The sequence below is a fragment of the Streptomyces sp. NPDC055254 genome, from assembly GCF_053606025.1.
The window spans coordinates 77,518-102,316 of the sequence record NZ_JBSGQV010000010.1 but is presented as its reverse complement, the minus strand read 5'-3'; the positions used below and the strand labels follow the sequence as shown (position 1 = coordinate 102,316).

Sequence of the window (24,799 nt, the reverse complement as noted above, 5' to 3'; positions counted from 1 at the left end):
CCGTTGCCCGTGTTGCGCGCCCGCGCGGGCGGGGGCGGGGGCTGTCCCCAGCCGGGCGGGGGGTCCTGGTGCGACATGGGTCCAGGGTCCGCCGGGACGGGCACGGCCGCATCCCGGACACCCGCCGCGCCGGGCGAGCTCGCGGCTGCGGTCGCGTGGAGCCGCCGCGGGTCCTGGAGTCGATCCCCCGGGACCGCACCTCACGCGCTCATCGCGCGCCGTGCGGGTCCGGCTCGGGGGCGATCACGGCTTTGAGGCCGTAGTCCAGTTCCGCGCCGTCGACGAGCAGTGCCTCCACGGTGCGCGTGCGCGGATCGATGTCGGCCTCCAGCCCTTCGCCCTGGTAGCGGGGGTACCCGGAAGCGCCCTTCTTGCCGGTCGCCTCGACGACGGCGGACCGCAAGGCCTTGTCCGTCGCCTTGGCTCGGCCCAGGTTCTCGATGTGCTCGGGCACCAGCAGGATCTCGAAGCGCTGCGGCTCAGTGGTCATGCCCGAAGCTAGACACGCCTCCCGCGGACAGGCAAGGACCCTGCCCCGCTCGGCCGCGTCGTCACGCCTGCGCCGGGAAGGGGCGGTACGGGGCGCCCCGTCCTTCTCGTACGCTCGTCGGGAACAGCGCACGAACGACACGCGCACGAAGACGCACACGCAGACGCAGACGCAGACGCAACGCAGACGATGAGGCACACGATGAGCGGCGACACCCCCGGCAAGATCCTTCTCGTGGCGAAGGACCGCACGCTCCGGGACCTGCTGGCGCGCCTCCTCGCGGGCCGGGGGTACGCCGTGGTCGACGGTGGCAGCGGCGCGGACACCGTAGCCCTCCTGGACGGGGGCGGCGCCGTCGCGCTGGTGGTCTGCGAACGCACCGGGCCGGGACTGGACGAGGTGGCCCTGTTCGAGGAGATCCGCCGGCATCCCGTCCACGGGCGGACGCCGATCCTCGCCCTGCCGCCCGCGGATCCGGAGTGCACGGCCCGCGCGCTGGAGGCGGGCGTGGACGAGTGCCTCGCGAAGCCCTTCCATCCGACCGAGTTCCTGACCCGCGTCGAGCGCCTCGCCCGGCCGTCGGCAGGCTGAGGGCACGTACCGCGCGGCGAGGCCCTCTCGCGGCGCGGCCTCCTGACGCGGCGAAGCCTCCCGCTCCGGTCGGCGGGAGGCTTCGTGCGTCGTGAGGGTGCCCGGGCGGAAGAGTCGGATCCGCGGGTCCGGGTGGTACAAGCCGGGGCCCCGTGGGCACTCGCGCAGGCGTCCGAGGCCCCGGCTCGAAAAGGGGACCGCGTCAGCTGCCGTTCGACAGGTTGCCCGACAGCACCGGGATGTTGCTGAGGATGTGCGAGAGCGGCTCGTCGCCCTTGGCCTGGGTGGAGTTCTCGACGCACTGCTGGTTCTGCGGGTTGGACAGGATGTTGATGTCCTGAACACCGACGTTGACAGCGGCAAGGATCGACTGGAGGTTGACCTTCGCCGGCAGGCCGATGCAGGGCTTGTTCAGGGTGCCTTGGACCAGGCTGAGCTGCGGGCTCAGGTCGCCGTGGGTCTTCTGGTTGCCGTAGATCTGCTGGGAACCGTTGCCGTTGACGGTGTTGACCCCGTTGTCGTTGCCGATGGCCATGGCCGGGGCGGCCAGCGCGGCGCCCGCACCGAGGATGGAGGCGGTGGCGGCGGCGGCGGCCATCATCTTCTTGATCATCATCGTCCTTCTGTTGCACACGTGCACGGGGGTGAGCGCTCTGATCAACGCCCGGGCCCGCGGCAGGTTCCGCGGCTTCACCCGATCGGCCGCCGGTGTGGCGGGCGCCGCCGCCGCGGATACGGCCGTAGCGTCGGCCGCGGAGCCGGAGAGGGAGGCCTCGGGTGGCGGGTGCGCGGTCGCGGTACGTCACGGGACTGGTGGCGTCGTTCGAGCGGTACGCGGGGCGGCCGGCCATCGGCGCCGGACCTGACGTCCTGCGCTACGCGGAGGTGCTGGAGTGCGGGTACCGGCTGGCCGGGGTGCTCGCGGACGCCGGCGTGCGGCGGGGTTCGGGGCTGGCCTGCGTGGCGGCCCGGAACGGGCCGGAGGTGCTGTGGGTACGCCTCGCCGCGCACCTCCTGGGTGCGCGGCTGACCCAGGTCGTCGCCGGACCGGCCCTGTACGGGCTGGAGTTCATCCTGCGGGACTGCCGGCCGGACCTGGTGCTGTACGGGGTTCCCGTGCCCGCGACCGGGGTGCGCGTGCTGGCCCTGGACGAGGCGCTGCGCCGGGCGGCCCGGCGCGATCCCGTGCCCGTGGCCGTTCAGGCGCGGGAGGAGGACCTGGCACGGGTGACCTACACCGGCGGCACCACCGGCCGGCCCAAGGGGGTGGCCTCCACCTTCGGCGCGATGGCCGCGCGGAACACCGAACGGGACCCGGACGGGCCCGCGCCGGTCTATCTGTCCGTCACCTCGCTGGCCCAGCGGTCCGGCGGCCGGTGCCTGGAACAGCTGCGGGCCGGCGGGCGGGTGGAGGTCCTGGAGCCCTTCGCACCAAGGGAGTTCGCCGCCGCGTGCCTGCGACTGGGGCCGGTGTCCACGTACGTGACGACCTCGATGATCTACCGGCTGCTGGACGATCCGGTGACGGCCGACGGCATGCCCGGGCTGGAGCGGATCTCGTACGGGGACTCGCCCGTGCACCCGGAACGGCTGCGGCAGGCGGTGACCCGCTGGGGCGGGCGGTGGCGGCAGGGCTACGGCACGAACGAGGCAGCGGTGATCTGCCGCCTCTCCCCCGCCGACCACGACGCGGCCGTCGCGGACCGGCCGGAGCTGCTCGCCTCCGTCGGGCGCCCCGTCGCGGGGGTCGGGGTCGAGGTGCGGGACGGGAGCGGCGCGGCGGTGCCCTCCGGGACCACCGGGGAGGTGTGGACGCGGTCGGCGGCCATGATGGCCGGCTACTGGCACCGGCCCCGGCTGACGGACGGTGCGCTGCGCGACGGCTGGCTGCGGACGGGCGACCTCGGGCACTTCGACGGGGACGGGTACCTGTACCTCGACGACCGGGTCGAGGACGTGGTGATGGTCGACGGGGAGAACGTGTACTGCCTGCCGGTCGAAGCCGCGCTCACCCGGCATCCGGCCGTGGCGCGGGCGGTGGTCGTGGGCCGGCACAGCGACCGGACGGGCGAGGAGGTGTGCGCCTTCCTGGTCCCGGCGCCGGGCGACCTACCGGGTCCGGTCGCGGCGGGCGAGGCGTGCGACCTGGTGGAGCGGGCCCTGGCCCCGGCACACCGGCCCACCGCGGTGTTCTGGGAGCAGGAGATTCCGCTGACCGGGCGCGGCAAGCCCGACAAGCGGCGGTTGCGCGAGCGCGCGGGCGGTCGGTGAGGGCGGGAGCGCGCGGAGCCGAACGGGCCGCGCCGGGGCCGGTCTTGGCGCTCGGCACTCGGCACTCGGCACTCGAACAGATTAGTACTCGAACAGATGGGAACAGAGAGCTGAGAGAGGCTCGGGACGCGGCCGTCGGCCGATGACCGGGTGACCCCGACGACCGCGACCTACGGAGCACTCAGGCGTGAACCCCGAGATGGACGGCATGCGGCGCGCCGACTCCGCGGCCCGCCGGTACAAGGCGGCCACCGCCGGACTGTCGCTGCTGGCGGTGGTGCTTCCCGACGACCTGGGGGGCCACCGCGAGCGGTTCCTGCGCGCGGCTCGGCGGGGCGTTCCGGACAGCCCCCGGTTCACGTACCGCGAGGCGGACGAGGGCAGTTCCCGGGCCCTGCGGGCGATCGTCGCCGAGGGCGCCGCCCACGACGACCCCTGGCACCGGCTGATAGCGGAGGAGGCCGCGCGGCACCTGGACAGGTACCTGGCCTGCGCGAGTCACGACGCCGTGAGGATCACGGAGGCCACGACCCGGGAGAACGGGGCCCCGGACGCCGCCCTGCTCGCCGACGCGGTCGCGCTCCTCGAAGGGGGCCCGGATGGGCCCGGCCCGGAGCGGGCCCACCGGCCGGAGGAGGAGCCGGCGCTGAACGCGGCCGCCGCCGCCTCGGCGATCACGGCCGTCCTCGACCAGGAGGGGCTGACGGACTGGACCGTCCGGATCAAGCCGGGCGCGGCCGCCCGGATGAGCGTGTCGACGGCGGACCGGTCCGTACGGATCCGGCCGGACATCCGGCTCTCGCGGGACGAGCTCGTACGGCTCGTCGTCCACGAGATAGGCACGCACGTCTTCCGATGGGTCAATGCCGTGCGCGGGGCGCGGATACTGGGTCTGCAACTCTCCGGGCACACGGCGACCGAGGAGGGATTCGCCGTCTGGAACGAGCAACGGGCGGCGAACGGCGGTGCGCTCGACCGGAGGTTCGCCCTGCGTGTGGTGGCCGTGGACGCGGCCCTGCGCGGGAGTTTCGTCGACGTGGTCGAGGCCCTCGCGCCGTACGCCCCGACGGACACCGCCTTCGATGTGGCCGTGCGCGTGAAGCGCGGCCTCGTGGACACCTCCGCGCCGGGAGGATTCGTGAAGGACCACGTCTACCTGGCCGGCTTCCGCATGCTCGACGAGCACTTGAGCGGGCGTCCGGACGACCACGACCTGCTGATGAGTTCGAAATGGCCGCTCGCCCGCCTCGATCTCCTACGGGACGCCGGGGTCCGCGACCACCTCGGCGACGACCTCAGGCGGCCGGACGAGCAGTTCGTGGCACGGGTGCGGGAGGTCGTACGGGGCCGAGCCGGGGCGTACGCACGCCCCGGCTCAACCCTGGAGTGATCAGCGGCCCGGTTCGGCGTCCCCGCCGGGTGGGCCGGCGTCACGCGCGACGGTGTCCGGGGTCTTGTCGCCGTCGGCGCGCGGCCCCGGAACCATTGCGGGATGCGTTCCGTCCGCGCCCTCGCTCGCGGCGGCGGCGGGAGTCCGCGCTCCGCCCTCGGCCGGTGACGCGTCCGGTGCGAAGAGGGCCATCTTCCGCGTCCAGCCCTCGTGCGGTTCCTCGCGGGTCACCCTTCGGCCCTTACCCTTCTCGAAGTTGCCGTAGAGCATGTGCTCCAGGGGCCCCTCGTACTTCATCTCGAACTGCTTCCCGATGCCGGACATTCCGTCGCGCGCGAAGCACCGGAACCGCAGGTGCGCGGGGCGGGTGCCGCCGAGCGTGCGCGCGGCGACGAGTCCGATGATGTCCTCGCTGTACGCGACGGTGTACACGCCCGAGACGTTCTCCGTCTGCTTGCGCCAGCTGCGCCCCTTGATGGACATCGGATCCGGCCGGTTGCGCATGATCAGCTTGGTCTTGGTCCGGCCCTCGGAGTTCTCGTAGACGAGGACCAGTTCGAACCTCAGGTCCACCAGCATGCGCCGGCTCCGGTTGACCAACTTCATGCTGTACCGCAGTCCCTGCCCCTCCACGGACCACTTGGCCGCGATGTCGGAAGAGATTTTGATGCGAGGTCTGAACAGGCGCATTCCCACGAGCGAGAGCGTCGAGGCCGAAGCGGCGACGACCACTTTTTCGGCAATGCCGAACAATAAGTCCACTGGCACCACGGACCTTTCCTCACCGCCAGACCGACCCGGTCCTCGACCATTTCCGCTGACTCGATGTGGCTGGAGCAGCTTCCCGCAACGCGCCGCACGGCCGGGGGTGATTGCGCCACTTGGCCGAATCGGGGCAGTCGATGGCCGAAACGCACGAGGAGGGACGAGGGGGCGGGCCGGCCCGCCGGTCGCGGGTCCGCGGCTCACGGCGCGGACACCCGCCGCCGTCCGGCGGATGCGGCGGTCCTATGTCCTACGCGGCGGGTACGACCGAGGCCCGTATCGCCGCGGCCCACTCCTGCAGCAGCCTCGCGTGCCGGACCCGCTCCGCGTCGGACAGCCGGCCCTCGGCGCGGGCGAAGAGGCCCCGGATGTCGGCGTTGATCTCGGCGAGGGAGCGTTCGGCCGCACGGGGGGCCGGGGTCCCGGGGGTCGTGGTGTCAGGGGTCGGGCTCACGTGATCAAGACTAGGCGGGGGGTCCGACAACCGTGCGCGGTGTCCGTCATGCGGACGCGTCTGCCCCGTCGGCGCCCGGTCCGGTTTCCGCGAGCCGGGCGGCCCGGGACCGGAGGTAGCGGCGTTCCGGGAGGCTGAGCGTGAGTGCGGCGGCCCGGGTGTAGGCGGCGCGCGCGGCCTCCCGGTCTCCGGCCGTCTCCAGCAGGTGCGCCCGTACCGCCTCCAGCCGGTGGTGACCGGCCAGGCGGTCGTCGCGCTCCAGGTCGGCCAGCAGCGCGAGGGCGGGGGCCGGCCCGTGCACCATGGCCACCGCGACCGCGTGGTTGAGCCGCTCCACGGGCCCCGGGACCATCCGGATCAGCAGCTCGTACAGGGCGAGGATCTCCGGCCAGTCGGTGTCGGCGTCGCTCGCCGCCTCGTCGTGGACGGCCGCGATGGCGGCGCGCAGTTGGTAGGGGCCGAGCCCGGTGTGCGTGAGTGCCTCGCTGACCAGGGCGACGCCCTCGGTGACGGCGGCGCGGTCCCAGCGGGAGCGGTCCTGTTCGGCGAGGGGGACCAGGTTCCCGTCGGGGCCGGTGCGGGCGGCGCGGCGGGCGTCGGTGAGGAGCATCAGGGCCAGCAGGCCGGACACCTCGCCGTCGGCGGGCAGCAGGGCGTGGACGGCGCGGGTGAGACGGATCGCCTCGGCGCAGAGGTCGGCGCGCCGGAGGTCGCGGCCGGAGGTGGCGGTGTAGCCCTCGTTGAAGATCAGGTAGAGCACGTGGAGCACGTCCGCGAGGCGTTCGGCGTGCTCGTCCTCGCCCGGCATGCCGAACGGCGTCCCCGATTCCCTGATCCGGCGCTTGGCACGGCTGATCCGCTGCGCCGTCGTCGCTTCGGGCACCAACTGGGCGCGGGCGATCTCGGCGGTCGTCAGACCGCCCACGGCGCGCAGGGTCAGCGCGATGCGGGCGGCCGGCGGGAGCTCGGCTCGGCAGCACAGGAAGAGCAGGGTGAGCGTGTCGTCCTGCGCCGGGGCGCGGCTCTCGCCGGGTGGCGGGGCGGTGAACGCGTCGCGCGGGGTGAGCGCCGCGTCCCGCTCCTCGCGGCGGCGGCGCGCGTCCTCGGCGCGCAGTTCGTCCACCAGACGGCGGGCGGCCACCCGGATCAGCCAGCCGCGCGGACGGGCGGGAATGCCTTCCCGGGGCCACTGGCGGGCCGCGGCGAGCAGGGCCTCCTGTACGGCGTCCTCGGCGGCGTCGAAGTGGCCGTAGCGGCGGACGAGCGCGCCGAGGACCTGCGGCGCCAGGCGGCGCAGCAGGTCCTCGATCGCGGGGGCGGGGTCCGCCGTCACATCTCGGTCCCGGTCCCCTCGTCCACGGGCTGGACGACGACGGGGTAGTTCGGCGCGCCCTCGGGGACGGGGCAGGCGTACGCCCGCGCGGCGATCTCGGCGGCGCGGGCGAAGTCGGCGACGTCGACGATCCAGTACCCGGCTAGCACCTCCTTGGACTCCCCGTAGGGCCCGTCGGACACCACGGGGGTCCCGTCGGGGGCCGCCGTGACCAGCCGGGCCTGCCGGGGCTCGGTGAGGCCCTGGCCGTCGACCCATTCGCCCGACTCGGCGAGGTCGTCGTTCAGCGCCCGCATGTGGTCGAACATGGCCTTGAGCTCCGCCTCGGACCAGGCAGGGCCCTCGCCGCCCGCCTTGCCGCCCATGGCGTCGTAGTCGTCCTGCTTGCCGAGGACCATCAGCATGTATTTCACGGGATGCCACTCCTTCTGCTCGCGAGCCCCGGGTCCGGGCCTCTCGTACGGGACGTCGGAGCCGTCCCTCCCCTTTCGACATGCCGGCCGGGCGGAGCGGGACGGTTCCGCCCTGCTGGAGGGACGGCGGCGGGGCGGAACTGGCCGGGCTCGCACCGATGCCGCGGGAGCCGACGGGCGCAACACTCCCGTGCCGAGACGGTGCGGGCCCGCTTCCCGGCGCGCTGAGGCACCGGGCCGCGGGCCCGCACGGTCGGACGGCAGGTCAGTTGTTGGAGCCGACCGTGTTGTCGTGACCCGCGTTGAACACGTCGTCGCCAGCGAACTGGAGCCAGTCGCCGAAGACGAGCGTGTACGAGTTCTCCGCGGGGGCGAAGACCACTACGTCGGCACTGGCCGCGGAGGCCCCGCCGAGGACGATGGCGCCGGCGGCGAGGACGGAGAACACGGTACGCATGGAGCGCATGGATCCACCTTTTCATGAGGTCGAAGGGGCACCCCCGAACCTAGGGAGAGTTCGTCCCGCTGTCCCGACGCACTGCCGGGCGCGGCCGAGGGATAGCCGATTGGCCGAGCCCCGAGGTCCGGCCGGGGCGGGGTCGGGGGGGCCGGGGCGGGGCCGGAGGCCGGGGTCGGTCCGGCTCGCCCGGGGTCGATCGGCCCGCCCGACCGCCGTGCCCCGCCCTGCCCGGTCGGCCTGCCCGCCCCGCCCGGCCAGCTCGCCCGAACCCGGCGGGGCGCGGGGTCTCGCGGATACGCTCGCCCCCATGAAGATCATCGACCTGGAGCCCGGCGACCCGCGGCTCGCCGAGGACCTGCTGCCCGTCCTGCGCGAACTGCGCCCCCATCTGACCGAGGAGCTGTTCCGCGCGGTCCTCGCGGAGGGCAGCGGCCAGGGGCTGCGGTTCACTGCGGCGTACGACGGGGAAGGTGCGTGCGTGGGTGCGGCGGGCTGGCGGATCGTGGCCAACACCAGCCAGGTCCGCAAGCTGTACGTGGACGACCTGGTCACCGCCGCCAGCACCCGTTCCACGGGCGTCGGCCACGCCCTCCTCGCGCACCTGGAGGAGCACGCCCGGGCCGCGGCCTGCACGGCCCTGAACCTCGACTCCGGGACCCATCGGACCGAGGCCCACCGCTTCTACTTCCGCGAGCGCATGTCCGTGACGGCCTTCAACTTCACCAAGCCCCTGGTCTGACCCGGCGGTGGCCCCGGCCCGCCCCGAAGCCCCGGGAACCCCCCGACCCTCACCCTGGACTTGAGGTTCACCCCCGCTGCCGGGCCGCCCGGGCCACTGAGGGCCGATCCAGGCCACTATCGCAGAATTGGCCTTGCCCATGGCGCGATTGGCCTCGGTACGTTTCGTGGCATGCATCTCAAGATCGTGGACGCCTTCACCTCCCGGCCCTTCGCCGGAAACCCCGCCGGAGTCTGTCTGCTCCCGGCCGGGGCATGGCCGGACGACCAGTGGCTGCGGCACATCGCCGCAGAGCTGAACCACTCGGAGACGGCCTTCGCCCTGCCGTTGCCGGCCGGCGGGGACGCCGACTGGGAGATCCGCTGGTTCACGCCGCTCGTCGAGACCAATCTGTGCGGTCATGCCACATTGGCCACCGCCCACACCTTGCACCGGGAGGGTCTGACCCCGGGACCCGTACGGTTCCGCAGCCGGTTCAGCGGCATCCTCACCGCCCACCCCCGCGAGGACGGGGCCGTCACCCTGGACTTCCCGGCCGCACCCGGCACCGAGGTCCCCGTACCCCGGGGTCTCGCCGAGGCCCTCGGGGCGCGGCCGGAGGCCACCTTCCGCACCGGGGCGCTGGGGGACCTCCTCACGGTGCTGCCCGACGAGGCCGCCGTACGGGCGGTACGCCCCGATCTCGGGGCGATCGCCGGCCTGACCCGGCGCGAGGAGCTGCGCGGTGTCATCATCACCGCCGCGGCGGCGGCGCCGGACCTCGGGTACGACTTCGTCTCCCGGTTCTTCTCTCCCGCGGAGGGCATCCCCGAGGACCCGGTCACCGGCAGCGCCCACACGGCACTGGCCCCCTACTGGTCGGCCCGGCTGGCCCGGCGCGACACCCTGACCGGCTTCCAGGCCTCCGCCCGCACCGGCCTGGTCAAAACCTCCGTCCACGGTGACCGCGTCCACCTCACCGGCCATGCGATCACCGTCCTGGAGGCGACCCTCCAGGTATGAGGGCCGGATCGCTCCGACGAAGCGTGCGGCGCTGCCCGCAGTGCGGACAGGAGGGGGCGGGCGACGGTGCGGGTACGGCGCGGCGGGTACGAGTGGGGGCGGGTGGGCAGCCCGTCAGGCGGCGCCGACGTCTCCTTCGATGGCGGTGAGCCGGTTCTTGAGCCGGTAGCTGGGGCCGTTGATCGGGACGACGTCGCAGTGGTGGAGGAGCCGGTCGAGGATGGCGGTGGCCAGGACTTCGTCGCTCGTCGCGGACCGGAATCCAGTCCAGAGCGGACCGGATCCCCTCCTCCAGGGACGGCTTGGGGGTCCACCCCAGCAGTTCCGCCGCTTCGACTCCATCCTCACGGACGCGAAGCGCTCGACCGCGATCAACCTGGGCACGGGCAACGGCACCAAACCAAGAGCGACCGCGCTTGATCGCCGCGATGTGGGCCGCGGCGAGGTCTCAGACGTGCACGTAGTCCCGGATGCCGGCGCCATCGCGCGTGGGGTAGTTCGTCCCGGTGATCGGGAACGGCCGGCCTTCGCCCCTGGGGTCGCGGCTGTCCTCGGGGTCAGAGCGTCTCGCTCAGCGAGTCCGCCAGGCGCCGCCGCGCCGCACGTGTCGCCGGCAGCGCCGCCGCCGCCACCGCACCCAGTACGGCTCCGACGACCACCGTAACCAGCACCGGCAGGGAGGGCAGTCGGGCGATCCCCGCACCGATCCCGCTCGACGCGCCCTGCGTGTCCACCAGCCAGCTGCCGGCAAGCGCACCCACCGCCGTCCCCACCACCGCGGAGACGAGCGCGGTCAGACCGGCGGCCGTCACGATCATCGCCCCGATCTGCCGGGGCGTCAGCCCGATGGCCTTGAGCGCGAGCAGGTCCCGGCCCCGGTCGCGTACGCCCGTGCTGATCAGCGTGAGCAGTTCGGTCAGCCCGATCAGTGCCAGTACCGCGATCAGTGCGGCGATCACTCCGCGTGCCGGCTCCAGCCGGTCGGCGGGATTGGGCGTCTCCCTGATCTCCAGCGTTCCGCCCGCCGCCAGGGCGAGTGTTCCGCTCACCGCCCGCGGGTCCGCCCCCTCGTGGAGCACCAGGGCGTGGTAGGCGGGGCGCAGCTGCGGATCGCGTTCCCGCAGGGCGTCGAGGGTCGTGGTGATCACCCGGCCGCCGGACTCGGGTTCGATGGTGCGGCCGACGAGGTGCAGGATCTGCGGCCGTCCGCCGACGGTCATCCGTACCCAGTCGCCGACCCGCACTCCGAGGAGGTCCAGCAGCCCCTGCCCGGCCACCGCCTCGTCCGGGCCGCCGACCGCGCGCCCTTCCACCACGGTCGAGGGATACGGGTGGCGAGCCGTCCCCAGCCCGCGCAGCGTGATGGTGCCGGTCTGCCCCGGTACGAGCGCCGCCATCTCCGCGCCCGGATGGACCGCGGCGATGTCCGGGATCGTCGCGAGGGTCTTCTCCAGCTCCGAGTCCGACGGCCCGGCGGGCTGATCGGCCCGTACGGTCAGTGCGGCGGGGCGTCCCACCTGCGCGGGCCGGCTGCGGAACTGGTCCAGCGTCGACCAGGCGACGAGCGCGACCGTGATGAGGAGCAGCGGCAGGGCGAGCCGGGCCACCGGTACGAGCGTCCGGCCGCGTCGCGCGAACGCCGCCCGCCACCCCAGGACCAGGGCCGGAGGCACCCGCATCCCGAGAGCCCGCCTGCCGAGTGCGGTCATCGGCGCGGCGGACGGCAGCGCGGCCCGGGCCACCGGAACCGGCGGCACGCGTCCTGCCCGCCAGGCCGAGAGGCCCGTGGCGGCGGCGATCAGCAGTACCGCGCCGCAGGGGATGCCGATCATCAGCGCGGTGTGCCCGGGGAGGTCCTGCCAGACCGCCGCCGCCTCACCGATCCGCCCCGGTATCCGCGCGCCGAGGAGGGCGATGGCCGCCGTGCCGAGGGCCACGCCGAGGAGCGCGAAGGCCAGGTGCTGCACGAGGAAGCCGCGGGTCACCTGGCCGGGGGTGAAGCCGACGGCCTTGAGAATGGCGATGTCCCTGAGCTGGCCGCGGACGCGGGCGCCGATCGCTCCCGACGCGGCGAGCGCCGCCGCGAGCAGCGCTCCGAGTCCGAAGACGGCGAACATCTTTCCCAGGAGCCGGTCGTCGCCGCCGGCCTCGGCCCGTGCCTGCTGCCACTTGGTGACCTGTGCCACCCGGTCGGCGCCGAGTACGGTCACCGCGCGCTGGACGATGAAGTCGGTGTCGCCCGGATCCTCCAGGCGCAGCCCCACGCTCTGCCCGGTGTCTTCCCGGGCGATCTCGTCGAGCGTGCCGGGGAGCACCCAGCCGATGCCGGGTCCGCCGCCCGGCTGGTAGCGGGGCTCGGCCACCTCGGCGATCCCGCCCACCCGCAGCACGTGCGGGGCACCGTCCGGTCCGGTGACGCGCACCGTGTCGCCCGGCTCCGCCCACAACGCCCGTGCGACCGAATCCTCCAGTACGACGCTGCCGTCCCGGTCGCCGTCGTCCGGCCGGGAGAGCCAGCCGCCCGCGGTGACGAGCGGCCGCCCCGTCTCAGGGGGCGCCGCCTCGGCCGCGCGCAGCGTCACCCCGACCCGCGCGCCACGGGACTCGACCGTTGTGGCCGCCGTGCGGTACGGACCGGAGAGGGCCGCGACGCCGTCCACGCCGGACAGGGCGTCCATGTCCGCCCCGCCCCGGGTGTGCAGCCAGATGTGCGCGCCCTGGGACTGGTTGAAAACGCGCTGCCAGGGGTTCGCGGCGTAGCTGAACAGTGCACCGGCCAGCAGGAGCGAGGCGATGACCCCGGCGCTGGCCAGGACGACGAAGAGGGCTTCCCCGCGGTGTGCGCGGAAGTCGGCCTGCGCCCAGCGCAGAGTGGCCCGCACGGTCACTCCTTGAGTTCGAGTACGCCGGAGACGCCGCCACCCGGCCCGCGCCGCCCGCCGCCGAGCTGCGCGTCGTCGGCTATGCGTCCGTCGAAGAAGCTGATGACGCGGTCGGCGGCACTGGCCATCCGGGCGTCATGGGTGACCATCATGATCGTCTGGCCGCGCTGGTGGAACCGGGAGAGCAGCCGCAGCACCTCGCGGGTGCCCTTGCTGTCGAGGCTGCCGGCCGGTTCGTCGGCGAGCAGCAGCGTGGGGTGGTTGACCAGCGCGCGGGCGAGCGCGACCCGCTGCTGTTCGCCGCCCGACAGCTCGCCGGGCATCGACCGTTCGCGGCCTTCCAGCCCCAGTTCGGCGAGCAGCTCGGCGCGGGAGTCGCGGGCGGCCTTCGGGGAGGCGCCGGCGAGCAGGGCGGGCAGTTCGACGTTGTCGGCGACGGTGAGGTTGGAGACCAGGTTGAAGAACTGGAAGACGACGCCGATGCTGCGGCGCCTGAGGACCGCCCAGCGGGCCTCGCGGTAGGCGTCGACCCGTTCCCCGCCGAGCCACAGCTTCCCGCTGTCGGGCCGCTGGAGGCCGCCGATCAGATGCAGCAGCGTGGACTTGCCGGCTCCCGACGGGCCGGTGACCGCGACGAACTCGCCCGGCTGGACGGACAGGTCCACCCCGCGCACGGCGGGCACCGGAGCGCCCTCGCCGTAGTGCGTCTTGGTCAGGCCCTCGGCACGCACGATGGGCATCGCAGGAGCGGTGGTGGCGTCGTCGCTCATTCCAGCTCCTCCTGACAGCGTTCCAGCCAGTCGAGGTCGGCCTGCAGGTGCAGCATGGCGCCCTCGATCAGCAGTTGGGAGATCTTGTTGTCGCGGTCCTCGGCTGCGGCCAGCTTCGACAGGTCCCGCATGGTGTTGAGGTACTGGCGCCGCTGCTTGTTGATCAGCGCGACGGGGTCGGCCAGACCGGACCGGGGGGCGAGCGCGAGCTTCATGAAGAACTCGTCCCGTACCCGGGGCTCCTCCGCGGTGTCCTCGAACCAGGCCAGCACGGCCTCGCGCCCGGCGTCCGTCAGCTTGTACGTGCGCTTGTTGGGCCGGCCCGACTGCTCGACGTCCTCGCCTTCGATCAGGCCGCTCTTCTCCAGCCGGCCGAGGGTGACGTAGATCTGGCCGACATTGGGCTGAGGGTACGCGGCGCCCAGGAGCTTCTCAAGGTCCTGCTTCAGCTCGTAACCGTGCGCAGGGCTACGGGTGAGGAGTGCAAGGAGCGCCAGCCGCAACGCGCTCCCCTCCTTCCCGCTCCGTAGTCAACCGTTCACCCGGCACCGGACCGATCGGCGTCCGAGTCCGTCTTGTCTGCCTGGGCGTCTAGTATCGCCCATGCCTAACGGGTATATATGGGCCACGATGGTCGGCGGCGCAGCCCGAGCGCGCACTGGGAGGAATCTATGCGGTGGATGCATGCCGCGGGTAGAGCTCTCCTCGTCGTGGCGGTGGTGCTGGCGGGCTACGCCGGTTTCGGCGTCCGCGCCGACGCTGGCGGGGGTGCGGCCTCCGAGGGGCGCGGCCCCCTGACGCTCGTGACGGCGGGCGACCTGACCGACTACCTCTCCCCGCTGCTCGACGACTGGAACCGCGACCACCCCGACGAGCCCGTCACCCTCGTGGAACTGCCCGACTCGGCCGACGAGACCCGGGCCCAGATGATCAGCGAACTGCGATCGGGGCGCGACCGGTTCGACGTGCTGAACATCGACGTCGCCTGGACCTCCGAGTTCGCGGCGGCCGGATGGATCTCCCCGCTGGAGCGGGACCGCTTCCCCCTGGACGCCTTCCTGCGGCCGGTCGTCGACACCGCGACCTTCGACGGGCGGCTGTACGCCGTCCCGTACGTCACGAACGCCGGACTGCTCTACTACCGCAAGGACATCCTGGACCGGGAGGGCGAGCAGCCGCCGCGCACCTGGGCCGAGCTGGTCCGCCAGGCGCGCACCCTCGCGCCGAAGTACGGACTGGACGGCTATGCGGGCCAGTTCCTGCCGTACGAGGGCCTCACCGTCAACGTCACCGAGGCCGTGCACTCGGCCGGCGGTTCGATCCTGCGCGACGACGGCGCCCGGGTGACCGTGGACTCCGACGCGGCGCGCGCCGGACTGCGCTTCCTCGCGGACGGGGTGCGGGACGGCTGGATCCCCCGCGAGGCCCTCGGATACAAGGAGGAGGAGTCCCGGCAGGCGTTCCAGGACGGCCGGCTGCTCTTCCTGCGGAACTGGCCCTACGTGTACGCCGACGCGAGCGCCGAGGGGTCGAAGGTCGCGGGCCGGTTCGGCGCCGTGCCGCTGCCCGGACCCGACGGGCCCGGCACCAGCGTGCTGGGCGGCTCCAACCTGGCGGTGAGCAGCCGTGCGCGGCATCCGGAGTCGGCAGCCGATCTGATCTCCTACCTCACCAGTGAACGGGTCCAGCGGCGGGTGCTCACCGAGGGCTCGCTGCCGCCGGTGCGCGCCGCGCTGTACGAGGACCCCGAGCTGATCCGCGCGTATCCGTACCTTCCGACGCTCCGGCAGAGCGTGCTGTCGGCGGTGCCGCGCCCGAAGAGTCCGCGCTACGACCAGGTGAGCCTGGCCGTGCAGGCGGTGGCGCAGGACGTGATGGCTCTGCGCCAGACGCCCGAGCAGGCGGCGGCGCGGCTCGCGCGCGAGCTCGGGACGATCTCCCGCAGGGGCTGATCTGCCGCAAGGCCCGATCTCCCGCACGGCTTGATCCCACCTCTCCGTCTTCTTCTCCGTCCCCCAAGGGTCGCTACTTACATGTTAAGTAGAGACCCTTGGTTTGTGCATCGTACATTCTTGGGCAAACCACCCCAGCTTTCCACTGTTTCTGGGCACATCGTTGACACCTTCCAGTCAGTGCTACTTAACATGCATGCATAACAGCGCACCGATCTGGGGCGCTCTCGCATTCAGCAGAAACAGGTCGACGCGAGATGCTCAGCACCCTTCCGGCCGACATCGGCCACCCCTCCCGCAGTGCCACCCCCACCGACCCCTGGTGGCGCGACGCGGTGATCTACCAGGTCTACGTCCGCAGCTTCCTCGACAGCACCGGGGACGGTGTCGGTGACCTGGCCGGCGTACGGGCCGGGCTTCCCTACCTGCGGAAGCTCGGTGTCGACGGCATCTGGCTCAGCCCCTTCTACCCGTCGCCGCAGCACGACCACGGCTACGACGTCGCCGACTACTGCGGCGTCGACCCCGTGTACGGCGACCTCGCCGAGTTCGACCGGCTGGTGTCCGACGCCCGCCGGCTCGGGCTCAAGCTGCTGCTCGACATCGTCCCGAACCACTGCTCCAGCGAGCACCCGTGGTTCCGCGACGCGCTCGCCGCGGGGCCGGGCAGCGCGGCGCGCTCCCGCTTCCACTTCGCCCCCGGCCGCGGCCCGGACGGGGGCGAGCCGCCCAACAACTGGCGCGCCATGTTCGGCGGCCCCGCCTGGAGCCGGACCACCGAGCCCGACGGCGCCCCCGGAGAGTGGTACCTGCACCTCTTCACGCCCGAGCAGCCCGACCTGAACTGGCGCAACCCCGTCGTGGGCGACGACTTCGAGCGGGTGCTGCGCTTCTGGCTGGACCGCGGTGTCGACGGCTTCCGCATCGATGTCGCCGCCGGACTGTTCAAGCACCCCGAGCTGCCCGACTCGGACGACCCCGGAGCCGACGAACGGGCCCGCGACGCCGTCAACCAGCTGGCCTGGAACCAGCCCGAGGTCCACGACGTGTGGCGCCGCTGGCGCTCGGTCTGCCAGGAGTACACCGCCCGGGACGGCCACGAGCGGCTGCTGGTCGGCGAGGTGTCCGTGCCGACCGCACGCGAGCACGCCGAGTACGTCCGACCCGACGAACTGCACCAGGCGTTCTTCTTCGACCTGCTCAGCGCCCCCTGGGACGCCGGTGCCTTCCGCGCCACCATCACCGAGGCGATGCGCGACATCGCCGGCACCGGCTCCACCGTCACCTGGGTCCTCAACAACCACGACCAGGTCCGCACGGTCACCCGCTACGCGGGCGAGCCCGGGGTGGAAGGCAGCGGACTGGGAGCCGCCCGCGCCCGCGCCGCCGCCCTCCTGATGCTCGCCCTGCCCGGCGCCGCCTACGTCTACCAGGGCGAGGAGCTCGGCCTCCCGGAGGTCCTGGACCTGCCCGACGAGGTCCTCACCGACCCGATCTTCCGCCGCACCGGCAGCCGCAAGCACGTGCGGGACGGCTGCCGCGTGCCACTGCCCTGGTCCGGGCACGCCTCCCCGTTCGGCTTCAGCCGGGAGGCGGTCGCCGCCAAGCCGTGGCTCCCGCAGCCCGAGTGGTTCGCGGAGCACGCCACCGACCGCGCCCTGGCCGACACCCGTTCCTTCTGGCACCTCTACCGCGACGGTCTCCAGCTGCGACGCACCCTGCCGCAGCTCGGCGACGGCACCCTGCGCTGGCTGGACGCCCCCGTCCACGTGCTGGCGATCGCCCGCGGCGACGGCCTGGTCTGCGCGGTCAACTTCGGCACGGAGCCGGTGCCCGCCCCCGTCCCCGGGACTCCGCTGCTCGCCAGCGGACCCTGTCCCGACGGCGTGCTCCCCGCAGCGACCGCCGCCTGGTGGACGGCCGAGTGCCCCGGCCCCCTGGGCCCCGGCGAACCCGATGCCGGCCCGCGCTCCTCCAGCCCTGCCCCCCTGACGTTCCCGACCCCGCGCGAAAGCCCCTCCCCGTGAAGCCGGGACCCACCCCGTAGCCCCGAACTTCCTCGAAAGGACCTCACGATGCGACGACTCAGCAACACGACCCGACGGACCACGGCGACCGCGACGGCGGCCCTCGCCCTCGCCCTCGGTGCCACCGCATGCGGCGGCACCACCGGACCCGCGAGCGGCGGCGAACTCGGCGGCCAGACCGTGACCGTGGCGGGCGTCTGGACCGGCAGCGAGCAGGAGAACTTCAAGAAGGTCCTGGACGCCTTCACGGAGAAGACCGGAGCCAAGACGGTCTTCGTCCCCTCCGGTGACAACGTCTCCACCTTCGTGGGAAGCAAGATCGAAGGCGGCAATGCCCCCGACGTGGTGATGATCCCCCAGGTGGGCGTGCTCCAGCAGTTCGTGAAGGAGGGCTGGCTCCTCCCCCTCTCCGACCAGACCGCCAAGACGGCGGACTCCACCCTCGCTCCGGTGTGGAAGAACTACGGCACCGTCGACGGCACGTACTACGGCCTCTACTTCAAGGCCGCCCACAAGTCCACCGTCTGGTACGCCCCCGAGGCCTTCACCCAGGCCGGTGTCAGCGAGCCGAAGAGCTACTCCGACATGCTGAAGGCGGGCCGCACCCTCGCCGACTCCGGCCGCCCGGCCTTCGCGATAGCCGGAGAGGACGGCTGGACCCTCACCGACTGGTTCGAGAACATCTACCTCTCCCAGGCAGGGCCGGAGAAGTACGACCAGCTCGCCCAGCACAAGCTCAAGTGGACCGACGAAAGCGTCGTCCGGGCGCTGACCACCCTCGGGGACCTGTTCAAGGACAAGCAGCTCGTCGCCGGCGGCGCCCAGACGGCGCTGAGCACCGACTTCCCCTCGTCGGTCGCGCAGGTCTTCGGCCCCGAGCCCAAGGCGGGCATGGTCTACGAGGGCGACTTCGTCGGCGGCGTCGCCAAGAGCCAGTTCGGCAGGAAGCTCGGGCAGGACGCCAAGTTCTTCCCGTTCCCCTCGGTCGACGGCGGCAAGGCGCCGGTCGTCAGCGGCGGTGACGCGGCCGTCGTCCTCAAGGACGCGAAGAACGGCAAGGCCGCCATGAAGCTGGTCGAGTTCCTGTCCGGAGCCGAGGCTGCCGAGGTCTGGGCCGGCGCGGGCGGCTTCCTGTCCCCGAACAACGCGGTCGACTTCGCCTCGTACGGCGACGACACCACCCGCAGCACCGCCACCTCGCTCATCGAGGCGGGCAACTCGATCCGCTTCGACATGTCGGACCAGGCCCCGGCCGCGTTCGGCGGTACCAAGGGCGCCGGCGAGTGGAAGCTCCTCCAGGACTTCCTGCGCGACCCGTCGGACCCGCAGGGCACGGCCGCGAAGCTCGAGGCCGAAGCCGCCAAGGCCTACGGGAACTGAGGCGCTCCCCATGGCTGACGCCCTGACCACCCGCGCCGCGACGAATCCACGGCGCCTGGCGCAGAGAAAAAAGCGCCGCCTCGCCGTCGTGTTCGTCCTGCCGGCCCTGCTGCTGCTCGGCGCCCTGGTCGTCTACCCGGTCCTCTTCTCCGTAGGCCGCAGCTTCTTCGACGCCGGCGGTGAACGCTTCGTCGGGGCCGGGAACTACGCGGCGATCCTCCACGACCCGGCCACCCTCAAGGCCATCCGCAACAGCACCGTCTGGGTCGTGGTCGCCCCGCTCCTGCTGACCGGGCTCGGGCTGATGCTCGCCGTACTCACCGAGAAGGTGCGCTGGGCCACCGCGTTCAAGCTGGTGCTCTTCCTGCCGATGGCCGTGTCGTTCCTCGCGGCGGGCATCATCTTCCGACTCGCCTACGAACAGGACCCGGACCGGGGCGTGCTCAACGCCGCCGTCGTCGGCGTCCACGACACCTTCGCCGACCGTGCCGCCTACCCGACGGCCCGTGCCCGGGAGGGCCACGGTCTGACCGGCGGGGCGGGCGGCCCGTACAGCACCGAGGAGACCCTGCGCCCCGGCCGCTCCGTCAGCCTCGGATTCGTCGGGGTGGCACCCGACGCGATGCCCGCCGGAGCGAAGGCCGCAGCCGACGCCGTGGCCGGGGCCGACTCCATCGCGGGCGCCGTCTACCTCGACTTCGCCCCCGGCGGCGCCGGTACGCCGGGCACGGTCGACCCCGGAGAGAAGGGGCTGCCCGGCATCACGGTCGAGGCCGTACAGGACGGCCGGGTGGCCGCGACCGCCACCACGGCCGACGACGGGTCGTTCCGCCTCACCGGCCTGGCCGACGGCGAGTACACCGTCAGACTCCCCACGGCCAACTTCGCCGCCCCCTACCAAGGCGTGAACTGGCTCAGTCCCGCACTGGTGACGCCGGCCATCATCGCCGCCTACCTATGGGTGTGGACCGGCTTCGCGATGGTCCTGATCGGCGCCGGCCTCTCCGCCATCCCGCGTGACGCGCTGGAGGCCGCGCGGATGGACGGTGCCACGGAGAGCCAGATCTTCCGCAAGATCACCATCCCGCTGCTCGCACCGGTGCTCACCGTCGTCTTCGTGACCCTGGTGATCAATGTGATGAAGGTCTTCGACCTCGTCTACATCATCGCGCCCGGACCGGTCCAGGAAGAGGCGAACGTACTGGCCACCCGCATGTGGCTGGTCTCCTTCGGCGGAGGCAACGACCAAGGGCTCGGCAGCGCGCTCAGCGTGGTCCTGCTCCTACTGGTCGTACCAGCGATGATCTTCAACATCCGGCGTTTCCGAAGGAGCGGAGCATGAGCCGCCACAGCACCATCGAATGCCCGCCGGCCCGACGGGCGGCAGCCGCCCTGCCCGTCCCCACCCCGTCCACGCCCGGACCCCGCCGCAGGAGCCGGCTCTCGCGCCTGCTGGGCAACTCAGTCGTCCAGGGCGTGCTGCTCCTGGTCGCCCTTGTCTGGATCACCCCACTGGCGGGCCTGTTCCTGTCCTCGATGCGCTCCGAACAGGACAACGCCTCCGAGGGCTGGTGGACCGCGCTCACCGACCCGTCCCAGCTGTCCCTGGACAACTACAGCGCCCTGCTGAAGGACTCCGGCATCGCGACGGCCTTCGGGAACACCATCCTGATCTCCGTGCCGACCACCGTCCTGGTGGTCGCCCTCGCGTCGCTCGCCGGATACGCCTTCGCATGGCTGGAGTTCCCCGGCCGGGACAGCCTCTTCCTGGTGGTCGTCGGACTGCTGGTCGTACCCGTGCAGATCGGGCTGCTGCCCGTGGCCAAACTCTTCGGTGCGGTCGGACTGTTCGGCACGATCGCGGGCGTCGTCCTCTTCCACGTCGCCTACGGCCTGCCGTTCGCCATCTTCCTGCTGCGCAACTACTTCGCCGAGATACCGCGCGAAATGCTGGAGGCCGCCCGCATGGACGGTGGCAGCGAGTGGCGGATCTTCTCCCGGCTCATCCTGCCGCTCGGCCGTCCCGCCCTCGCGAGCCTGGCCATCTTCCAGTTCCTCTGGGTGTGGAACGACATGCTCGTGGCGCTGCTCTTCGCGGACAGCGGGTCCCAGCCCCTCACGGTGGCGCTGCAGTCCCAGATGAGGCAGTTCGGAAGCAACATCGGCGTCCTCGCACCGGGGGCGTTCCTGTCCCTGGTGGTCCCGCTGATCGTCTTCTTCGCCTTCCAACGGCACTTCGTCCAGGGCGTGATGGCCGGCTCGGTGAAATAGCCGCCCCCGGGCCCCGGGCCGGGCGCGCCACGCTCAACACCGCGGGCCCTGCCGCCGGCGTCCCCTCGTGGGGCACGGCAGCGGGGCCGGCGTCGGGGCCCCGGCGCCGAGGGCAGGGCGGCGGAGGCGCCGGCCTTCTCGCCGGTCCCGTCACCCACCTGTACGCCTGCGTGACCCAGCCTGACGGCTTCCCCTCGTCGTACGGGACCGCCACCGATGAAGTTACCCACGGGTAGCCAGGGGTGAACCAGGACGGTGGCGTCGGCCGCCGAGAGGGAGAGCCATGCCCCGTGCGTTCACCGTGTCCGACAGCATGGTCGTCCAAATCCGTCCCGCCGACGTCTACCGGCGTTTCTCCGATCCCGCGCGGATGGGGGATCTGGAGCCCGGAGAACCTCGGCGCCACCGTCCACGGCAGTGCCGGCGAGACCTGAGTCGCGGGCACGACCCCTCACCCCGCGCGGCGGTTCGGCGGCTCGGTCCGGTTGACCGTGGACGCGGAGCGAGACGGCGGTCCGGTCATCGAGGGGCCGGTGCCGGAGCTGCGTCGGCCGCTCGTCCGCCGACGCGACCTGGCCGACTTCCTCCGCCTGGTCGGGCCCTGGGCGGGCTGCGGTTGCCCGACCACGCCGCTGGCGGCCCCGCCGCCGTCGTCCGCGCTTTGGACCTGGCCGGGCCCGCGCCCGGCGGGGCGTCGTAGGGTCGCGTCCATGCGTGCGTACCTGCGTCAGATCGTCGTGGACTGTCATGACCCCAGGGCCCTGGCCCGGTTCTGGGCGGAGCTGCTCGGCGGTGATCCCGTGGACCGGGACCGGGGCTGGTCCCACATGGAACTGCCCGGTCTCGCGCGGCTCGCCTTCCAGCCGGTGCCCGAGGGGAAGGCGGGGAAGAACCGGCTGCACCTCGATGTCGCCGTCGAGGACATCGAGGCGGCGGCCGCCGAGGCGGTGCGCCGGGGAGCGGTCCGGGTCGGCCGGGTCGTCACCGACGACCAGGGTTCCTTCCAGGGCATGCTCGACCCGGAAGGAAACGAGTTCTGCCTCGTCAGCGACTGATTGGCACTGACCGGCACTGACCGGCGCCGAACGGCGCCGAACGGCGCTTCGGGCAGGCCCGCGAGGCCGAGTGCGACGGGCTCGCGGGGCGCGGGTTCGGCCGTGACGAAACGTCACCGGCCGGTCCGAGGCCCGGACGGGCCCGTACGTGCGGGACGGGCTTGTGAGGTACCGGCGTCAGCCGCCGATCCGAGGAGCCCTCTCCCCTGCCGGGACCCGCCGGACCGCTCCGGTCCCTGGCCGCCGCCGCCCTGGCCGCCGCCCTCCTGGCCGGGCTCGTCGGCTGCGCGGACACGGGCGGCGCGACCCCGACGGCTGCCTCCGTCCCGCCGTCGGCCACGGCCTCCCCGTCCGTCGCCGCGTCCGCATCCGAATCGGCGTCTCCGGCCTCCTCGGCGTCGGTGTCCCCGTCGCCCCCGTCCACGACCGCGTCCCTGACCATCGCGCCGGCCCGGCCCACCCCGCGGGCCACCACCGCGCCCCCGTGCCCACTCGCCCGACCGTCGCGGTCAAGACCCGGAGCGGTCGGCTGACCCTCGTACGCGGCGGAGCGGCGCAGGAGTTCACCCTCACGTTGCGCAACGGGAACTCCGTCGACCACCGGCACCTCCTGGTGGCCTTCCGATGGAACCCCTCGTCGGCGAAGTCGGTGACCCGCCCGCCGACGGGCCCGGCTTTCGGCCGGAGCGCTTCGACCCGACCTCGACACCTGGCGTGCCGCCACCCTCCCCTCGCCACCGAAGCCAACCCTGCCTCGCTGTTCACCGCGGGCGGCCCGCTGGGCCCCGGCGCGGTGCGCGTCGAGCGGTAGCGACTGCGCGCGAGCACCGGGGCCCGACGGGCAGCAGCCCCCTGATGGTCTCCTTCGTCGACACCGACGCCGACCGCGAAGCCGCCGCCCCGGTCTGCGTCCCGCACACCAGCAGCCGCTGAGCCCCTCCCCGCACACGCACGCCACACCCGTACATACGTCGACATAACGGATCATCCGGACGCTGCCGCTAGCGGGCCGCGGGCTCGCCCAGGGCCCGCGCCGCGGTCCGCCACGCGGCGGTGACGGCCTGCCGCGCCCGGTCCGTCGCCTCCGGCACGCGGTCGGGGAGGTGCAGCGGCGATCCGATGTGGACGTGCAGGTCGGGCCGGCGGAGCGGGGCGGTGAGGGCTCCGGCCAGCTGCTTCACGCCGCCGCCGGAACACAGCCGCCGGGCGCCGGCCTGGCCCACGGGAACGACGGGTGCCCCCGTGGCGGCGGCGAGCCGGGCCAACCCGCTGCGGAACGGCCCCGGGGCGGACTCCCGCACGTCCCGGCGGACCGGCAGCCCGCCCTCGCCGTAGAGGAGCACGCTGCGACCTCCCGCCAGCGCGGCGGCCGCGAGGTCCAGGGAGTCGGCCGCGCGCGAGGTACCCCGGTGGACGGGGATGTGGCCCTCCCGGCGGAGGGCGGAGCCGAGCAGCGGTACGCGCCACAGGCCCCCGGTCGCCAGGATGACCGGGTCGATCCCGTGCCGGCGGAGCGCGGCGACGACCACGGCCGGGTCGGCCAGGGAGGTGTGGTTGGCGACGATGATGCTGCCGGTGGCGTGCGGTGCGCCCGGGTCGGCGGTGACCGTCAGCCGCCCGCAGGCGGGTACGACGGCGGAGGCGATTCGGCTGAGCATGGACGTCCCCGTTCGGGTGGCGCGGTGTGGTGCCCCCATGGTCGGACGGCGCGGCGAGCGAGGGATGAGTAGGCGTACTCAACCCGGGCTGGGTGTGCCGCCCCCCGTCACGAGGTTGGCTCCGGTCCGTGTTGCAGGCGCTCGCCTCCGCCGTGTCGCCGACTTGCCGAGCTGTCGCGTCCATACCGAGATCCTCGACTCCTCCTACGCCGCGATCCATTCGATCGAGGGCGCCATCAGCGGGATCGAGTTCACCGACGGCACCATCGACGGCGCCGGCACCTACGCCCTCCCGGCCCAGGCCGACATGGACACGAAACGCACCCGCGTCACCGCGAGGAACGTCGCCCAGGCCGCCACCCCGGTCCACAACTGCCTCGATACCGGCCTGCGGATCACCGACGGCCGGCGGCAACTCCGGCTGGAACACCGGTCCGACGGACCCGCCGATCACCGCTCCCCCGCCCGCGCCGCCGGGCGGCGGGAACCTCGCCCGGGGCCGGACCGCGGCGGACACCGGTCACAGCCGGGGATACCTCCCCGGGCAGGTCACGGACGGCGACGCGGGCACGTACCGGGAGAGCTCCGACCACGCCTTCCCGCGGTCACTGACGGTGGCCTTGGGCGGCGATCGGACGGTAGGCCGCCTGGTGCTGAAACTCCCGCCCGCGTGGGGTGACCGTACGCAGACCCTCTCGGTGCACGGATCGGCGGACAACTGCGCCTTGTCGACGCCCAAGGCGTCCGACGGCCACGCGTTCGCCCGGGGCGCGGGGGCGGGGGCGGGGGCACCGTGCCGCTGACGGCGTCCGGTACGCGCTACCTGCGGCTCACCTTCACCGGGAACACCGGCCGGGCCGGCCGGCGGGTCAGCTGTCCGAACTGGAGGCGTAAGC

At 73.1% G+C, this 24,799-nt stretch carries 24 protein-coding genes and 1 pseudogene; 13 read left to right on the top strand and 12 right to left on the bottom strand.

The features are described 5' to 3' along the window. Positions 1–208: 208 nt before the first annotated feature. Positions 209–490 carry a hypothetical protein gene (locus ACWFQ8_RS13260; protein WP_453786302.1) on the bottom strand — a complete coding sequence of 94 codons (282 nt, stop codon included), beginning with the start codon at positions 488–490 and terminating at the stop codon, positions 209–211. A gap of 201 nt (positions 491–691) precedes the next feature. On the opposite strand from ACWFQ8_RS13260, the gene ACWFQ8_RS13255 reads away from it, so the two are divergent. Beyond that, a complete protein-coding gene (locus ACWFQ8_RS13255) occupies positions 692–1,081 on the top strand; it encodes a response regulator (RefSeq protein ID WP_453786301.1) in 390 nt (129 codons plus the stop codon). A 202-nt stretch (positions 1,082–1,283) separates the two neighbouring features. Here the strand turns inward: ACWFQ8_RS13255 and ACWFQ8_RS13250 are convergent, their stop codons facing one another. Next, positions 1,284–1,694: a rodlin gene (locus ACWFQ8_RS13250; RefSeq protein WP_453786399.1), complete on the bottom strand. Its 411-nt coding sequence runs from the start codon at positions 1,692–1,694 to the stop codon at positions 1,284–1,286. A 164-nt stretch (positions 1,695–1,858) separates the two neighbouring features. Between ACWFQ8_RS13250 and ACWFQ8_RS13245 the strand changes: the two genes are divergently transcribed. Together ACWFQ8_RS13245 and ACWFQ8_RS13240 are read left to right on the top strand one after the other, a co-directional pair. After that, positions 1,859–3,352 carry an AMP-binding protein gene (locus ACWFQ8_RS13245; protein WP_453786300.1) on the top strand — a complete coding sequence of 498 codons (1,494 nt, stop codon included), beginning with the start codon at positions 1,859–1,861 and terminating at the stop codon, positions 3,350–3,352. 187 nt (positions 3,353–3,539) lie between these two features. Further along, the gene (locus tag ACWFQ8_RS13240) at positions 3,540–4,742 is read left to right on the top strand and encodes a tyrosine/phenylalanine carboxypeptidase domain-containing protein (protein ID WP_453786299.1); all 1,203 of its coding nucleotides are present in this window, start codon (positions 3,540–3,542) and stop codon (positions 4,740–4,742) included. On the opposite strand, the gene ACWFQ8_RS13235 is transcribed toward ACWFQ8_RS13240, so the two are convergent. The 5 genes from ACWFQ8_RS13235 to ACWFQ8_RS13215 form a co-directional block, all read right to left on the bottom strand. After that, entirely contained in the window at positions 4,743–5,432 is a 690-nt protein-coding gene (locus tag ACWFQ8_RS13235) for a hypothetical protein (protein ID WP_453786298.1), read from the bottom strand. A 325-nt stretch (positions 5,433–5,757) separates the two neighbouring features. Continuing rightward, positions 5,758–5,961: a hypothetical protein gene (locus ACWFQ8_RS13230; protein ID WP_453786297.1), complete on the bottom strand. Its 204-nt coding sequence runs from the start codon at positions 5,959–5,961 to the stop codon at positions 5,758–5,760. Between the two features lie 46 nt (positions 5,962–6,007). Further along, a complete protein-coding gene (locus tag ACWFQ8_RS13225) occupies positions 6,008–7,294 on the bottom strand; it encodes an RNA polymerase sigma factor (protein WP_453786296.1) in 1,287 nt (428 codons plus the stop codon). Then, entirely contained in the window at positions 7,291–7,698 is a 408-nt protein-coding gene (locus ACWFQ8_RS13220; RefSeq protein WP_453786398.1) for a YciI family protein, read from the bottom strand. Before ACWFQ8_RS13220 ends, ACWFQ8_RS13225 begins: the two co-directional genes overlap by 4 nt. A gap of 274 nt (positions 7,699–7,972) precedes the next feature. Next, positions 7,973–8,173: a hypothetical protein gene (locus ACWFQ8_RS13215; protein ID WP_453786295.1), complete on the bottom strand. Its 201-nt coding sequence runs from the start codon at positions 8,171–8,173 to the stop codon at positions 7,973–7,975. Positions 8,174–8,474: 301 nt separating this feature from the next. On the opposite strand from ACWFQ8_RS13215, the gene ACWFQ8_RS13210 reads away from it, so the two are divergent. Then, positions 8,475–8,906: a GNAT family N-acetyltransferase gene (locus ACWFQ8_RS13210; protein ID WP_453786294.1), complete on the top strand. Its 432-nt coding sequence runs from the start codon at positions 8,475–8,477 to the stop codon at positions 8,904–8,906. A gap of 171 nt (positions 8,907–9,077) precedes the next feature. Then, positions 9,078–9,908: a PhzF family phenazine biosynthesis protein gene (locus ACWFQ8_RS13205; RefSeq protein ID WP_453786293.1), complete on the top strand. Its 831-nt coding sequence runs from the start codon at positions 9,078–9,080 to the stop codon at positions 9,906–9,908. Positions 9,909–10,022: 114 nt separating this feature from the next. Here ACWFQ8_RS13205 and ACWFQ8_RS13200 read toward each other — a convergent pair. From ACWFQ8_RS13200 to ACWFQ8_RS13185, 4 genes and pseudogenes are all read right to left on the bottom strand, one after another. Further along, positions 10,023–10,154, bottom strand: a pseudogene (locus ACWFQ8_RS13200) (ATP-binding protein); the annotation flags it as partial. A gap of 311 nt (positions 10,155–10,465) precedes the next feature. After that, positions 10,466–12,790: an FtsX-like permease family protein gene (locus tag ACWFQ8_RS13195; RefSeq protein ID WP_453786292.1), complete on the bottom strand. Its 2,325-nt coding sequence runs from the start codon at positions 12,788–12,790 to the stop codon at positions 10,466–10,468. A gap of 2 nt (positions 12,791–12,792) precedes the next feature. After that, positions 12,793–13,560 (bottom strand): ABC transporter ATP-binding protein, encoded by a 768-nt coding sequence (locus tag ACWFQ8_RS13190; protein WP_453786291.1) that lies wholly within the window; start codon positions 13,558–13,560, stop codon positions 12,793–12,795. Next, positions 13,557–14,063 carry a PadR family transcriptional regulator gene (locus ACWFQ8_RS13185; RefSeq protein WP_030723089.1) on the bottom strand — a complete coding sequence of 169 codons (507 nt, stop codon included), beginning with the start codon at positions 14,061–14,063 and terminating at the stop codon, positions 13,557–13,559. The genes ACWFQ8_RS13190 and ACWFQ8_RS13185 overlap by 4 nt, the downstream gene beginning before the upstream one ends. Positions 14,064–14,231: 168 nt before the next feature. Here ACWFQ8_RS13185 and ACWFQ8_RS13180 point away from each other — a divergent pair, with 168 nt between their 5' ends. The 7 genes from ACWFQ8_RS13180 to ACWFQ8_RS13150 all read left to right on the top strand — a co-directional run bounded on the left by ACWFQ8_RS13180 (position 14,232) and on the right by ACWFQ8_RS13150 (position 23,056). Continuing rightward, positions 14,232–15,512: an ABC transporter substrate-binding protein gene (locus ACWFQ8_RS13180; protein ID WP_453786290.1), complete on the top strand. Its 1,281-nt coding sequence runs from the start codon at positions 14,232–14,234 to the stop codon at positions 15,510–15,512. 257 nt (positions 15,513–15,769) lie between these two features. Continuing rightward, positions 15,770–17,539, top strand: coding sequence for a glycoside hydrolase family 13 protein (locus tag ACWFQ8_RS13175; RefSeq protein WP_453786289.1), 1,770 nt, complete (start codon positions 15,770–15,772; stop codon positions 17,537–17,539). A 48-nt stretch (positions 17,540–17,587) separates the two neighbouring features. Next, positions 17,588–18,919, top strand: a complete 1,332-nt coding sequence (locus ACWFQ8_RS13170; RefSeq protein WP_453786288.1) for an ABC transporter substrate-binding protein — start codon at positions 17,588–17,590, stop codon at positions 18,917–18,919. 10 nt (positions 18,920–18,929) lie between these two features. Then, positions 18,930–20,261: an ABC transporter permease subunit gene (locus tag ACWFQ8_RS13165; RefSeq protein ID WP_453786287.1), complete on the top strand. Its 1,332-nt coding sequence runs from the start codon at positions 18,930–18,932 to the stop codon at positions 20,259–20,261. Then, positions 20,258–21,190, top strand: a complete 933-nt coding sequence (locus ACWFQ8_RS13160) for a carbohydrate ABC transporter permease (RefSeq protein ID WP_453786286.1) — start codon at positions 20,258–20,260, stop codon at positions 21,188–21,190. Before ACWFQ8_RS13165 ends, ACWFQ8_RS13160 begins: the two co-directional genes overlap by 4 nt. A gap of 710 nt (positions 21,191–21,900) precedes the next feature. Further along, the gene (locus tag ACWFQ8_RS13155) at positions 21,901–22,245 is read left to right on the top strand and encodes a VOC family protein (RefSeq protein ID WP_453786285.1); all 345 of its coding nucleotides are present in this window, start codon (positions 21,901–21,903) and stop codon (positions 22,243–22,245) included. A gap of 484 nt (positions 22,246–22,729) precedes the next feature. Then, complete coding sequence (locus ACWFQ8_RS13150) at positions 22,730–23,056, top strand: hypothetical protein (RefSeq protein ID WP_453786284.1); 327 nt, start codon at positions 22,730–22,732, stop codon at positions 23,054–23,056. A 190-nt stretch (positions 23,057–23,246) separates the two neighbouring features. Here ACWFQ8_RS13150 and ACWFQ8_RS13145 read toward each other — a convergent pair whose 3' ends face one another. Next, the gene (locus ACWFQ8_RS13145) at positions 23,247–23,903 is read right to left on the bottom strand and encodes a lysophospholipid acyltransferase family protein (protein ID WP_453786283.1); all 657 of its coding nucleotides are present in this window, start codon (positions 23,901–23,903) and stop codon (positions 23,247–23,249) included. A gap of 92 nt (positions 23,904–23,995) precedes the next feature. Between ACWFQ8_RS13145 and ACWFQ8_RS13140 the strand changes: the two genes are divergently transcribed. Next, positions 23,996–24,706, top strand: a complete 711-nt coding sequence (locus tag ACWFQ8_RS13140) for a galactose-binding domain-containing protein (protein ID WP_453786282.1) — start codon at positions 23,996–23,998, stop codon at positions 24,704–24,706. The last annotated feature ends 93 nt before the right edge of the window (positions 24,707–24,799 follow it).